Source organism: Streptomyces sp. 891-h, assembly GCF_022760275.1.
Lineage (GTDB): Bacteria > Actinomycetota > Actinomycetes > Streptomycetales > Streptomycetaceae > Streptomyces > Streptomyces spirodelae.
This window is the reverse complement of sequence record NZ_CP050693.1, coordinates 7,343,648-7,356,276: the sequence shown is the minus strand read 5'-3', so window position 1 is coordinate 7,356,276 and position 12,629 is coordinate 7,343,648. Positions and strand designations below refer to the sequence as shown.

General features: G+C 71.2%; 10 protein-coding genes and 1 pseudogene. 6 read left to right on the top strand and 5 right to left on the bottom strand.

Annotated features, from left to right (window positions below; translation table 11 throughout):
* Positions 1-146: 146 nt before the first annotated feature.
* Positions 147-2,057 (bottom strand): AfsR/SARP family transcriptional regulator, encoded by a 1,911-nt coding sequence (locus HC362_RS32660; protein WP_243087955.1) that lies wholly within the window; start codon positions 2,055-2,057, stop codon positions 147-149.
* Positions 2,058-2,353: 296 nt separating this feature from the next.
* On the opposite strand from HC362_RS32660, the gene HC362_RS32655 reads away from it, so the two are divergent.
* Positions 2,354-2,872 (top strand): stress protein, encoded by a 519-nt coding sequence (locus tag HC362_RS32655; RefSeq protein WP_243087954.1) that lies wholly within the window; start codon positions 2,354-2,356, stop codon positions 2,870-2,872.
* A 141-nt stretch (positions 2,873-3,013) separates the two neighbouring features.
* On the opposite strand, the gene HC362_RS32650 is transcribed toward HC362_RS32655, so the two are convergent.
* Positions 3,014-3,331, bottom strand: a complete 318-nt coding sequence (locus HC362_RS32650; protein ID WP_243087953.1) for a hypothetical protein — start codon at positions 3,329-3,331, stop codon at positions 3,014-3,016.
* A 70-nt stretch (positions 3,332-3,401) separates the two neighbouring features.
* Between HC362_RS32650 and HC362_RS32645 the strand changes: the two genes are divergently transcribed.
* Positions 3,402-4,271 (top strand): LysR family transcriptional regulator, encoded by an 870-nt coding sequence (locus tag HC362_RS32645; protein WP_243087952.1) that lies wholly within the window; start codon positions 3,402-3,404, stop codon positions 4,269-4,271.
* 97 nt (positions 4,272-4,368) lie between these two features.
* Here HC362_RS32645 and HC362_RS32640 read toward each other — a convergent pair whose 3' ends face one another.
* Positions 4,369-4,896 carry a MarR family transcriptional regulator gene (locus HC362_RS32640; RefSeq protein WP_243087951.1) on the bottom strand — a complete coding sequence of 176 codons (528 nt, stop codon included), beginning with the start codon at positions 4,894-4,896 and terminating at the stop codon, positions 4,369-4,371.
* 213 nt (positions 4,897-5,109) lie between these two features.
* Between HC362_RS32640 and HC362_RS32635 the strand changes: the two are divergent.
* Together HC362_RS32635 and HC362_RS32630 are read left to right on the top strand one after the other, a co-directional pair.
* A pseudogene (locus HC362_RS32635) lies at positions 5,110-5,337 on the top strand (NAD(P)H dehydrogenase); the annotation flags it as partial.
* A 173-nt stretch (positions 5,338-5,510) separates the two neighbouring features.
* On the top strand, positions 5,511-6,152 hold the full coding sequence (locus tag HC362_RS32630) for an NAD(P)-binding domain-containing protein (protein ID WP_243087950.1): 642 nt from the start codon (positions 5,511-5,513) through the stop codon (positions 6,150-6,152).
* A gap of 38 nt (positions 6,153-6,190) precedes the next feature.
* Here the strand turns inward: HC362_RS32630 and HC362_RS32625 are convergent, their stop codons facing one another.
* Entirely contained in the window at positions 6,191-9,367 is a 3,177-nt protein-coding gene (locus tag HC362_RS32625) for an AAA family ATPase (RefSeq protein WP_347568518.1), read from the bottom strand.
* Complete coding sequence (locus HC362_RS32620) at positions 9,364-9,570, bottom strand: hypothetical protein (RefSeq protein ID WP_243087949.1); 207 nt, start codon at positions 9,568-9,570, stop codon at positions 9,364-9,366. Before HC362_RS32620 ends, HC362_RS32625 begins: the two co-directional genes overlap by 4 nt.
* Positions 9,571-9,980: 410 nt before the next feature.
* Here HC362_RS32620 and HC362_RS32615 point away from each other — a divergent pair, with 410 nt between their 5' ends.
* On the top strand, positions 9,981-11,849 hold the full coding sequence (locus HC362_RS32615) for a proton-conducting transporter membrane subunit (RefSeq protein WP_243087948.1): 1,869 nt from the start codon (positions 9,981-9,983) through the stop codon (positions 11,847-11,849).
* Positions 11,789-12,613 carry a hydrogen gas-evolving membrane-bound hydrogenase subunit E gene (mbhE, locus tag HC362_RS32610; RefSeq protein ID WP_243087947.1) on the top strand — a complete coding sequence of 275 codons (825 nt, stop codon included), beginning with the start codon at positions 11,789-11,791 and terminating at the stop codon, positions 12,611-12,613. The genes HC362_RS32615 and mbhE overlap by 61 nt, the downstream gene beginning before the upstream one ends.
* The last annotated feature ends 16 nt before the right edge of the window (positions 12,614-12,629 follow it).

Sequence of the window (12,629 nt, the reverse complement as noted above, 5' to 3'; positions counted from 1 at the left end):
CGGCCTCAGAGATCGGGGAATTCGAACGGCCCTCACGATTCGGCGTCATTCGCCCCATCTTGTCACCCCCTCCGACCGGACCCGACAGTGGCCCACCGGCCGTGGGGCGGGGCGCGATCCACGGATGCCGGACACCGAATCCCCGATCAGCCGTGCTCCGGTCCGGGCTGCACGAGGTAGCTGAGCAGCCGCTGTACGGCAAGGTCCTGCTCGGACCGCGGCTCCTCCGCAGCGCCCAGCCGCGCCGCGTAGAGACGTACGAGCTCGGACCGGACGTAGTGCCCTTCGGCCTGTTCTTGCAGGAGATGGGCGTCGCACAGCTCGGCAAGATGACCGCGGGTGAACTCGACATCCCGCCCGGCCAGGGCCGCGGCGTGACGTACCCCCACACAGGGGCCGGGGTGCAGTCCGAGGATGCGGAAGAGCCGGGCGGCACCGCTGGACAGCACGCGGTAGCTGAGGTAGAGGTTGGCCTCCACAGCCAGATCGCCGTCATGCGTGGACAGCTCATGCAGCCGGTGGCGCTCGTCGGCCAACCTCTGTGTCCAACACGCCAGTGGCCATTCGGGGTGGGCCATCAGCCGGGCTGCGGCGATCCGCAGCGCCAGCGGCAGGTGGTCGCATTGCTCGACCAGTGCCAGCGCCGGCTCCCGCTCCGCTTCGATGCGCTGCCGTCCGAGCGCGTTGCCCAGCAGCTGCAGGGCGTCGCCGGAGGTGAGCGCCCCCACCGTGACCAGCGTCGCTCCGTCACGCACTATCAGTCCGCTCAGCCTCCGTCGGCTGGTCACCACGGCCAGAGAGCCCGGCGTTGCCGGCAGCAGGGGGCGGGTCTGGTCGGCCGTCCCGGCGTTGTCCAGCAGGACCAGCATCCGCCGGCCGGCGAGCTGCGCACGGTAGAGGGCCGCGCGCTCCTGCACGGAATCGGGGACCTTCCGCTCCGGGACGCCGAGGGCCGACAGGAATTCCGACAGTACGGTGCCGGCCGACCTCGGGGAGCGCCCGAATCCTCGCAGGTCGGCGAAGAGCTGCCCGTCAGGAAACTTCTCCTTGAGCTGGTGCGCCCACTGAACCGCCAGCGTGGTCTTGCCGACTCCTCCCCCGCCCGCGAGTACCACACATGCCGGTCTGGGCTCCCGGTCCAGATGCCGGTCAAGCGCCGCGAGTTCCTGTGCCCTCCCGCAGAAATCCCCGAGGGCGGGTGGCAGTTGGTCGACCCCAGGCGGCGGCGCAGTCCGGCTACCGCGGTCGGACGCCGTGGCCGAATTCCCGCCCGGCGCGGTTCGCGGTCCGGTGGCCGACGGGCGGGCAGGGACGCGCGGTGTGGCGCCGCGGTCCCCGCTGAGAACCGCGAGATACGCCTGGCTGAGCGCCGGCCCGGGATCGATGCCCAGCTCTTCGCTGAGGTGCCGACGGGCCCGGTGGTAGTGGTCGAGGGCCTCGGCCTGCCGACCGCTCGCCTGGAGAGCCCGCATCAGCAACGCGGTGAGTTCTTCATGCAGCGGGTGCTCGATGATCCAGGCGGTCGCCTCCGTGACCAGTTCCCCGTACCGGCCGAGCAGCAGCAGCTCTTCGCCGAGCTTCTGGCGCGCGGCGAGCCGTGCCTGGGAGAGGCCGGTGCCCAGCGTCCGGCGCGCCCGCTCGCCGGGCACGTCCGCCAGCGCCTCACCTCGCCACAGGTCCAGCGCCTGGCGCAGCAGCGTGGCGGCCTCGGGCGGCTCGGTCTTCCGGGCTTCGACGACCAGCCGGTGGAAGCGGTGGGCGTCCACCGCGCACGGGTCGGCGACCAAGGCGTAGCCCTGCCCGCGCGTGGCGATTTCGGCGTGCCCGGCCAACAGTCGGCGCAGCCGGTGCACGTGGTTGGGGACCACACCGCGTGCCCGGGCCGGCGGCTCCGATTCCCAAGCCAGGTCGATCAGCCGGTTCATCGGGATCGGCTGGTTGACCTCGCTCATCAGCGCCGCGGCCACCGTGCGGATGCGGCCCGAACCGAGCGGCAACGACCGGCCGTCGTCGGTCTCGATCTCCACGGGTCCCAGCAGTCGCAAATGAACCATCATCCCTCCGGTGCGTACTGGCGAACAGGGCGCTATCGGCGCTCTCCCCACAGGTAGGACCGGGAGAAGGAGGCTGAGCGTTGCGAAGCTGGCACCCGCTCTCACCATGTGGACTTGGCTGGGGGGGCTGATTCGCGGCACGACAAGGGGCGGCGGTCAGCGTGAGCTTGATGTGAGCCGATCATGAGAGGCGCGGCGGATTCTCGTTCTGTGCCGCTCACGACGGGCCCCTCCCGTCGCTCCGGCACCTCCGTTCCCGTCGGGTTCGGAGTTGACGTTCCCCACTCTTGGAGGAAGCCATGTCCACACCGGGTGTCCTGAAGAAGAGCCTGGCAGCTGTGGCCCTGTGCGGCGCGCTCACCGCGGCAGGTGCCGCCGCCTTCCCGGCGACGGCGACAGCCGCGCCGGCCGTCGCTCCGTCGGCGGCCGGCGACTCGCCGGTCAGCGCCGGCGCCAACGCGAATCTGAACCTCAACGTCGATGTGCTCGGTATCGCCAACAAGATCGAGTCGTCGATCAAGACCTCCGCCAACCGTGACGCCTTCGTCAAGAACCTGATGGAGTCGGCGTACTACGCCGGCGGAGAGAAGTACAACGTCGTGGTGCACAACCTCAACCAGGACTACGAGGAGAACCTCAACGGCGTGCAGACCTACGGTTCCGCCACCTACGACGGTGTCACCTTCGGCATCTGGGTGTTCAAGGACGGCGAGTTCACGAACAAGGGTGACGGCGGCTGGATCAACTGGGCCATGAAGGGTTCGTTCCAGCGCGATGGCGCGGACGGTAAGCATGTGACGTTCACCGCCCGCTTCTGAGCCGCGTACACGGTCAACCGTTGGGCCGTGTCCGGCCGGAGACGGTCCGCCCCTCCTGGCGGGCCGTCCCCGCTTCCGGGCGCTCCTCGTCCCGACTACTGCTCCTGCTTCGCCGCCCGGGCGGCGGAGCAGGAGGGCAGCTCATGCCAGCGCCTCGTGGTTGGCCCAGGCGACCTTGTACGGGTGCCGGGACTGCCAGCGGCGGATGACCTCGTGCACGCCCGGTGCGGAGAACGCCTTCGCGAGAGCGTCGATGTCGGCGACTGCCACCTGCACGATCGCGGTGGCGATCAGGGCGGGAATGGCGTCCTCGCCGGGGACGGAAATGTGGCGCCGGGTGGTGACCGAGTGCACGGCACCGGAGTCGAGCATGGTCTGTTCGATATCCGTGAGGTACTGGTCGAGTTCGGTGTCGGGCAGCGGCTGATCGAAGGAGACAATCATCGTGTGGTTGATCATGCAGCCATTCTTGGCTCTGACCTGGACTCGCGTCCAAGACCGGTTTGTCATCCAGCGATAACCTGAGGGAATGGTCGAACTGGAGACGCGCGAGCTCGAGTACTTCCTCGCACTCGCCGATGAGCTGCATTTCGGCCGGGCCGCTGTCCGGCTCTCGATCGCCCAGCCCGCGCTGTCGAAGGCCATCCGACGGATCGAGTCCCGGCTCGGTGTCCCGCTCTTCCTCCGCTCCAGTCGGCAAGTAGAACTCACCCCGGCCGGGAAGGCATTGCGGGAACACGGCCGCTACGCGCTCGACGCGGTCGGCGCCGCCGTCCGGCACGCGCAGCGCGCCGGCGACATCCGGGCCCACCTGCGGCTGGTGCTCAAACCCGGCGGCGACGCAGGTCTGCTCTCCGGGCTGCTGGCCGCGTACGCGTGCCGGCCCGACGCCCGGCAGGTGGACATCCTCTTCAGCGGACCGGCCGACCGCGCCGACTTCCTGCACGACGGCCGGGCCGACGTCGGGCTGCTCTACGCACCGTTCGACGACCTCGACGGCCTGGCCCACGAGACACTGCACACCGAGGACCGCGTGGCGATCCTCCCGGCGGGACACCGGCTGGCCGGGTGCGCAGCAGTGCGCATGTCCGATCTGGAAGGCGAGACGCTGCCACGCTGGAAAGGCGTCCCTGGGGACGACGGCACCGGGCCCGAGGTCGCCGACGTGGTCCAGATGCTCCAGATGGTCACAGTGGGCCGGATGGTCGGGGTGCTGCCCCGCTCACTGGTCGAGCCCGTACCGGCCGGCCTGGTCCGCGTCCCGGTGACCGATGCCCCACCAAGTCGCGTGGTACTCGCCTGGACCGAGCAGGACCACCGGCCGCTGGTCGCCTCCTTCGTCGCCGCCGCACTCAAGTGGCACGAGAGCGGGACCCGATCGGACGTCGACGGAATTTGACCGCCCGGCGCGCCACCCAGCGGCAGCGGCCGAAACGCCCGATGGACTGGATCTCTTTCCGAACGGTCCCGGCTCCGATGCGTAAACCCGGTCTCCCTCAGCGGGCTGTACCGGCGGGGGTGTCGCCGTGGGATTCCAGCACTGTGGCGAGTGTGGCGGCGAGGTGCCGGCGCTCGTCGACGCCCAGGCCGTGGAGGAGGCGGTCCTCGTTGGCCAGGTGGAGGGGGAGCACCCGGTCGATGGTCTCCAGCCCGTGCGGGGTGAGGCGGATCCTGACGGAACGGCGGTCGGCGGTGTCGGGGACGCGGGTGACCAAGTCCTTTGCGGCCATACGGTCGACGCGCAGGGTGATCGCTCCGGTGGTGACGAGGGAGGACTTGAGGAACGTCTTCGCGGTCAGCTCATACGGTTCGCCGGAGCGCCGCAGCGTGGACAGGATGTCGAACTCGCCCGGTTCCAGGTCGTGTTCGGCGAGGAAGTCCTTGATCGCTTTGTCCCACAGCCGAGACAGCCGCATGATCCGGCCGACGACGCCGATTGGCGAGAAGTCGAGGCCGGGGCACTCCCGACGCCACTCCTCCAGCACCGCTTCCACCGCGTCGCCCGCAGCCGCCGCATCCGCCATGAGTCCTCCCACATCAGATAGATGAGCGCTCATTTAGTTGACACTCGCGCAACGAGTGGTAGCTTAGCACTCACTTAATCGCCTCTCACCTAAAAGGGGCGTCGCCGCTCCACGCTGCCCGCGAGCTCCGCATCCCCGGTGCAGCCGACGCCTACGCTCCCCCGGCGACCCGCACGGCACACAGCCCATCCGGCACGAAGAGCGAGGAACCTCATGACCAACGTCGCGGTTGTCCACTACTCCTCCACCGGCAACGTCCACACCATGGCGAGGGCGGCCGCTCAGGCCGCCGAGAAGGCCGGCCCGGACGAGGTCCGGCTGCTGAAGGTCGCCGAGCTGGCGCCCGCCGCGGCCATCGAAGCCGGCCCCGCCTGGGCCCGGCACGCCGCCGCCACCGCCCCCATCCCCGGGGCGACCCCGGCCGACCTGGAGTGGGCCAACCTCGCCGCCGTCGAGTTCCAGGCCCGCCGAGCCGTCGAGATCGCCCCCGCACCGCGCCGCGGGAGCAAGGCGGCCTGACCGCTCGGCAACCCTCCCCTGCCGCAGGTTCAGCACCTCCAACGCCCCACCCGCAGACCCCGATTCACCGGCAAACAAGAAAGGCGCCCCACACCATGCGCATAGGAATACTCGGTTCCGGCAACGTCGCCCGAGCACTGGCCCACGGCTGGCGTACCGCAGGACACGACGTGCTGCTGGGCTCACGCCGCCCCGGCGAACGGACGGACCTCGACCTTCCCGTAGCGGCTCTGAACGAAGCAGCCGCCCACGCCGAGGTACTGGTCAATGCCACCCCGGGAACCGCCACCCTGGACTTGCTGCACTCGATCGGAGCGCCTGCGCTGTCCGGCACCCCGCTGATCGACATCGGGATCGGCCTCTCGGACGACTACACCGAACTCGCGCACCCCAACAGCAGCCTCGCCGAGCAGATCCAGGAGGCCTTCCCTCACACTCCCGTGGTCAAAACGCTGTGCACCATGGACTCCACCGCCATGACCGCCCCCCACACACTGGACGGCCCCAGCACCGTCTTCCTCTCCGGCAACGACGTCCAAGCCAAGGCAACGACCGGACGCCTGCTCACCGACCTCGGCTGGCCTGTCTCTTCCCAACTGGACATCGGCGGCATTACGACCGCACGTGGCCAGGAACACTTTGCCCTCCTCTTCATGGGCATCGCCAACGGGCTCGGCTCCCACACCTTCAACATCAAGGTGGTCACCCGGAGCCCCGCCCAGGACCCGCACGAGTAATCGGCGCCCGCAGGCCGAGGTGAGCCTCAGGCGGAGCGTCACTCGTCGAAGACCCCGAGCCGGTGCGCGATGGCCGCGGCCTCTCCTCGGCCTGAGGCGCCCAGTTTGGCGAGGATGTTGGAGACGTGCACACTCGCGGTCTTCGGCGAGATGAACAGCTCCTCCGCGATCTGCCGGTTGCTCCGCCCGGCGGCGACCAGCCGCAGCACATCCCGCTCCCGGGCGGTCAGCCCGAGATCCGTCGTCGGCGCCGGGGGCGGGTCCGCCTCCCCGCCGTTCTGCTGCAGTGGGATCCGCGCCCGGCCGGCCAGCGAGGCGATCTCCGTCTCGAGCGGCGCCGCCCCCAGTTCACGCGCCACCGCCTCAGCCTGCCGCAGCAGCTCACCGGCTGCTCGGCGGGCCCCGGGGCCGCCATGGGCGATCAGGACCTCCGCGAGGCGCAGCCGGGCGGTGGCGAGCAGCGGCGGGGCCTCCAGCTGCTCGGCTGCGGCAACGGCCTGCCTCCAGTGGTCGGTGGTGTCCCGGCCCTCGGCGGTGAGCAGCTCGGTCTCGGTCATCAGGGCCTGCGTGGCCCACATCGGTACGAACTTGGGCTGGCCCTTCATCGCCTTGCGTACCAGCTCCACCGCTGCCTCGCGCCCTGGTTCGGCCACCGCCAGCCCGCGGGCACGGGCCTCCGCCGCTGCTGCCTCGTACAACAGTGGCCAGACGTAACGCTGGTGGCCGGGCGGGACGGCTTCGCCGACCGCCGCGTCGAGCAGGGAGCGGACGTCGAGGATCCGGCCGTCAGCTGCCGCCAGCGCGATGGCGACCCTGGCCATGGCCAGGGTGTGCTGCGGCTCCGGGTAGGGGCCGGTGGTCCCGTGGTCGGACTCCTTCAGCCAGCGGCGGGCTTCGTCGTAGGCGCCACGGGCCAAGGCCAGCTCGGCCCTCTGTTCGGCGATCTGTCCCTGGATGCGGAGGCTCACCCCACGGCGGCCTCCGGCCCGTTCGAGTATGTCGTCGGCGTCCGCCAGGCGGCCGAGCTGGATGAGGGACTCGGCGAGGTTGGCGTCGATGAAGGAGGCGGTGTCCGGCAGCCCGTGCCGGTCGGCAAGCCCGCTGCCCTTCTCGGCGACCTCGACGGCCTCGGTGTAGCGGCCGAGCCCGTGCAGCGCCGTGGACAGGTTGCCGTAGCCGCGCAGCAGGACGTTGGCGTTGCCCGGCTCCGGGTCCCGCGCGCACACCGCGCGGGCCTGCGCGAGCCCGCCCTCGACGTCGCCCGAGTCGATGGTGAGCCAGGCCAGGGTGTGGCGCGCGACGAGGCCGGTGGTCTCGGCCCCCGTCATCCGGCACAGCTCCACCGCCTCTTTCGCGGTCTCGACCGCCGTCGGCCCCGGCTGGTGCACGGCGTACCAGTAGGCCGCGTGGGTCAGCACATCGGCGTGTACGACGGACGGCGGCAAGCCCTTCACCAGCTTCTGGGCGTGGGCGATCTCGTCCCAGCCGTCGGAGCGGGACAGGTCGCGCATCAGCTGGTAGCGCTCGGTCCAGAACCAGGCAGCGCGGATGGGGTCTCCCCTGCCCAAGGGGGCATCCTCTGCCTCCACGGAGCCGAGGCCTTCCCGGGAGCTGGTCGAGGAGTCGCCCTCCAGCGTGTGCAGCGCCCGCTTGCAGAGGGCGAGCGCCCGCTCCCGCTCTCCCGTGAGGCGCGCGGCGACGGCGAGTGCGGCGAGCAGGTCGACGAAGCCCCCCGACGCGTCCGGGGAGATGGCCGGGCACAAGCCGTCTTTCACGGCTTGCCGCATCGCCTGGCGGCGCAGTTCCTCAGGGGTGTCCTCCCACAGCTCAAGTGCCCGTTCCAGCAGATGGTGCTGCTCGGCGAACGCGTGCCGGCCGCGGGCGGCGGCCGCCGCAGCGATCAGGGCGGGCAGCGCTTTGGCGGGGTCGCGGGCGTCGAACCAGTAGCCGGCCAGCCGCCCGGCCCGCTCCTCGGACCGTACGAGCGCGGGGTCGGCCTCCAATACCTCGGCGTAGCGGCGGCTGAGCCGCGAGCGCTCGCCGGGCAGCAGGTCGCCGACCACGGCCTCGCGCATCAGCGCGTGCCGGAAGCGGAACGACTCGCCCTCTTCCGCGGGCTGCAGGACGGCGGCTCCCACAGCGGTACGCAGGGCCTCGATCAGCTCGCCCTCGGCGAGGCCCGTGACGGTGGTCAGCAGCCGGAACTCCACCTGGGAGCCGCCCTGGGCGGCAATCCGCACCACACGTTGCACCTCGTCCGGGAGCGCCTCGACCCTGACCAGCAAAAGATCACGCAGGGAGTCGCTGAGACCGCCTGGGGAGCCGTCCAGGATGCTGCAGGCCAGCTCCTCGACGAAGAACGCGTTGCCCTCGGAGCGCTCGAAGACCCGGTCCAGCATCACCTCGGGCGGGGCCTCGCCCCGGATGGCGGCGAGCTGGCGGCCGACCTCGGCGCGGTCGAAGCGGGGCAGTTCGAGCCGGGTGACGGTACGCAGCCTCTCGTACTCGGCGAGGGCGGGGCGCAGCGGGTGGCGGCGGTGCAGGTCGTCGGCGCGGTAGGTGGCGACGATGAGCAGGCGGCTGTCGGTGAGGGCGCGCAGCAGGTAGCTGAGCAGCTCGCGGGTGGAGCGGTCGGCCCAGTGCAGGTCCTCCAGGGCCAGGACGAGGGTCCGCTCCGCCGCGAGGCGTTCGAGGAGGCGGGCGGTGAGCTCGAAGAGGCGGGAACGGCCGTCGGCCTCAGGCCGTCCCCGGTCCATCTCGCCGAGCTCGGGCAGCAGCCGGGCGAGCTCGCCCTCCTGGCCCTCGATGGCGGCGAGCAGCTCCGCGCCGAGCTGACGGTGCAGGGAGCGCAGGGCGGCCGAGACAGGGTGGTACGGCAGGGCGTCGCCACCGGTCTCGACGCAGCCGCCGAGGGCGACGACGGCCCCGCCGGCGGCGGCCCGGCCGAGGAACTCCTGCATCAGCCGCGTCTTGCCGACGCCGGCCTCGCCCCCCAGGAACACGGCGCGGGGCTCCCCCTCGTCCGCCCGGGACAGCGCCTCGCCGAGGGCGGTCAGCTCGGCGCTGCGGCCTACGAACACGGGGCTTATATGACTGCTGTGCACGGTGCTGAGCATCGCATGCCGTACGAGGTGCAGGACAGCGGATTCGGAGTCGGCGGGGACCGTCGCAGCCGGGTGCCCGTGCCCGGTGATGCGACGGCCTTGCTCCGTCACGCGGCGCGGAAGCGGTGCGTGCGGCTGTCGGCAGCGACGGCGTCGTCGGCACCGAGAGCGTCGTCGGAGCCGAGGGCCTTGTCGGAGCCGACGCCGCTGCGGGCTGCCTTGGCGGCGCGCTCCGCTTCGCGGACCAGGCGGCGCTGCGCGGCCCGGGTGAGGAAGGCGGCCTGGCGAGCGGCCTGGAGCTCGTGGTGCATCATGACGTCTCCTTGGGGACGAACTGGTCTCTTGCTGTGCTTCCAGCGTCGTGTCCAAGGTGGGGGCGCCACATCGGGAGACCTGCGCATCTTGCCGCGCAGGGGGTCCTTAGGACCGGGGATGAGGGGCCTTAGAGGTGGTGCCCTCTGTGCCGTCTTCGGCCGGGCTCTGTGCCTCCCATTCCGCGTCCGGCGCGGCGGTGCCCTGTCAGGGAATTGGCACCTGCTGCACAGGGGCACCCAGCACCGTCGAAACCAGATGTCCCAACGAGGCCCGCGCAGGGGTCAGGCCGCGTCGTCGGCGGTGTGGGGCGCCGTGGAGGAGTTGGTGCTGCTGTGCTGGTCCTGCTCGCTGCCCACGCGGGGATCGCGGCAGCGATTCCCTGGTGGGAGCGGCGGCTCGGCCGCACGGTGTGGCTCGTGGGGCCGTGCTGCCGCTGGCGACGGTGGCCTGGGCGAGCGCGTCGGCGGGGCGGGTCCTGGACGGCGGCGCGTACCAGGAGTCACTGTCGTGGGCTCCCCGTCTCGGGTTGACGATTGCTCTGCGGCTGGACGCGCTGTCGCTGCTGATGCTGTGGTTCGTGGCCGGTGTCGGCGCCCTTGTGCTGTTGTACTGCCGGTACTACGTCGAGCGGGACGCCGGTCGACTGGCTGCCCTGCTCCTGGCCTTCGCCGGAGCGATGTCGGGTCTGGTGCTCGCCGACAACCTTTTCGTGCTGTACGTCTTCTGGGAACTGACCACGGTCGCGTCCTTCCTGCTGATCGCGGGAAGGGGCGAGACCGCGGAGCAGCGGCGCGCAGCTCGGCAGGCCCTGCTGGTGACCGCGGCCGGCGGTCTGGTCATGCTGCTGGGTTTTGTCGTACTCGGCCAAGAGGCAGGCACCTACCGCCTCTCGGCGATCCTCTCCGATCCGCCCCGGGGCGGGCTGGTGCCGGCGGCGGCGGTACTCGTTCTGGTCGGGGCGTTCGCCAAGTCCGCGCAGATGCCGCTGCACGGCTGGCTGCCTGCGGCGATGGTGGCCCCCACCCCGGTGAGCGCGTATCTGCACGCGGCAGCGATGGTCAAGGCGGGGGTCTATCTTGTGGCCCGGTTGGCGCCCGCACTGGCCGAGGTCGGCCCCTGGCGGCCGATGGTGCTCGGAGTGGGCCTGGCCACCATGGTGCTGGCGGCATGGCGGGCGCTGCGCGTGACCGATCTGAAGCTGCTGCTGGCCTATGGCACGGTCAGTGAACTCGGCCTGCTGACTGCTGTGCTGGGGATCGGTATCCGGACCGCGGCGCTGGCGGGGGCGGTGATGCTGCTCGCGCACGCCGCGTTCAAGGCGGCACTGTTCCTGTCCGCCGGGATCGTGGAACACCAGACGGGCACCCGCGACATTCAGCGGCTGTCGGGGCTCGGACGCCGCCTGCCCGTGCTGTTCGGTGCCGCCGCGCTCGCCACCGCCTCGATGGCCGGTCTGCCGCCGCTCCTGGGCTACTTGGGCAAGGAAGCCGTCCTGGAGGCGTTCCTGCACGGCACCGTGCTGGGAGACGTCAACCACCCGGCCGCGGCCGTGCTGGTGCTCGGTTTCGCCCTGACGGTGGCGTACGCGGCACGGTTCCTGCACGGCGCCTTCGGCGGACCGCCCGGGCGGGTGGCGGACCCACCGCGCCGTCCGGAGCCGGGGTTCGTCGCACCGGTGGCCGTGCTCGCGGGGGCGGGTCTGGTGCTCGGCGTGGGGTACGCGGGTACGGCGGCTGTCGCGAACGCCTATGCCGAACGCTGTCCAGCGGGGCCCAGTGGCCCCTACGCACTGTCGCTGTGGCATGGATTCACACCCGTTCTCGGTCTGTCGGCGTTGTCCCTGCTCCTCGGCGGGCTGTGCCATGCGATCCGGCGCCGTATTGGCACCGCGGCCGCCGTGCCACGCCTTCCGGATGTGCAGGGCGGGTACGACCGTGCGGTCGCGGGCCTGGACCGGCTGGCGGTGGCGGTGACTCGTCGTACGCAGGTGGGCTCGTTGCCCGTCTATCTGACCGTGGTGCTGGCGACCGTGGTCCTGGTGCCCGGTGCGGCACTGGCGGTCGCGGCACCTTCGCTGGGGTCCCCGCCGCTGTGGTGGTCCCCGGCCGAGCCGCTGCTCGCTGTCGCGGTGGTGACGGCCGCCGGAGCCGTGGTGGTCGCTCGGCATCGGCTGACCGGCATGCTGCTGGCCGGGGCTGTCGGCTACGGGGTGCGGGCGTGTTCCTCGTGCGGGGCGCCCCGGATCTGGCGCTCACCCAGTTCCTGGTGGAGACGATGACGCTGGTCGTCGTGGTGCTGGTGCTCCGGCGCATGCCGGCCCGGTTCGTCCACGGCCGGACGGTCAAGCGCGCCCGCCTGTTGCGGGTCGCGGTGTCCGGGGCAGTCGGGGTGCTCGTCACCTGCTTCGCGCTGGCGACCTCCGCAGCACGCACTGACCCGGCGATCTCGCCCGGATACATCCGCCGGGCGGCGTCGACAGGCGCCCACAACGTCGTCGACGCGATCCTCGTCGACTTCCGCGCCCTGGACACACTGGGCGAGATCTCGGTGCTGCTCGTCGCCACCGCCGTCGTCGCGGCCTTCTCCCTGCCTCCGGTGCTGCCGGGGGCCGTGCCCCGGCCGCTGCCGATCGTGCGACTGCTGGCCCACCTGCTGGCGGATCTCGTCAGATCCGGGACAACCGTCGCCTGGCAGGTCGTCCGGCACGGCAGAAGGACGTCCGCGGCGATCATCGAAGTCCAGCTCCGCGTCGACAGCGACCTGCTGATCACAGCCGTTGCCGAACTCACGACCATGACCCCCGGCACGCTGGTGGCCGAGATCGACCGGCGGCGACGACGCCTCTACGTCCACGTACTCCCGGTCCGCGGTCCGGAGGACATCACCCGCCACAGGGATGCAGTGCGGGCCGTGGAGCGCCGAGTCGCGCGTGCGGTCGGCACCACGTCGGACGCCGACGACACAAATCGGCACCCAACCGCTCACGGAACACCTGGCGACAACCCTCAGGAGAGGGACCCCGACCAGGGAGAGGAATCATGAACTGCGAGAACCAAGG

Coding starts and splice junctions, on each gene's coding strand:
- HC362_RS32655 (WP_243087954.1), top strand. CDS start 2,354: ATGTCCACACCGGGTGTCCTGAAGAAGAGCCTGGCAGCTGTGGCCCTG.
- HC362_RS32630 (WP_243087950.1), top strand. CDS start 5,511: ATGCGCATAGGAATACTCGGTTCCGGCAACGTCGCCCGAGCACTGGCC.
- HC362_RS32620 (WP_243087949.1), bottom strand. CDS start 9,570: ATGATGCACCACGAGCTCCAGGCCGCTCGCCAGGCCGCCTTCCTCACC.
- HC362_RS32645 (WP_243087952.1), top strand. CDS start 3,402: ATGGTCGAACTGGAGACGCGCGAGCTCGAGTACTTCCTCGCACTCGCC.
- HC362_RS32660 (WP_243087955.1), bottom strand. CDS start 2,057: ATGATGGTTCATTTGCGACTGCTGGGACCCGTGGAGATCGAGACCGAC.
- HC362_RS32640 (WP_243087951.1), bottom strand. CDS start 4,896: ATGGCGGATGCGGCGGCTGCGGGCGACGCGGTGGAAGCGGTGCTGGAG.
- HC362_RS32650 (WP_243087953.1), bottom strand. CDS start 3,331: ATGATCAACCACACGATGATTGTCTCCTTCGATCAGCCGCTGCCCGAC.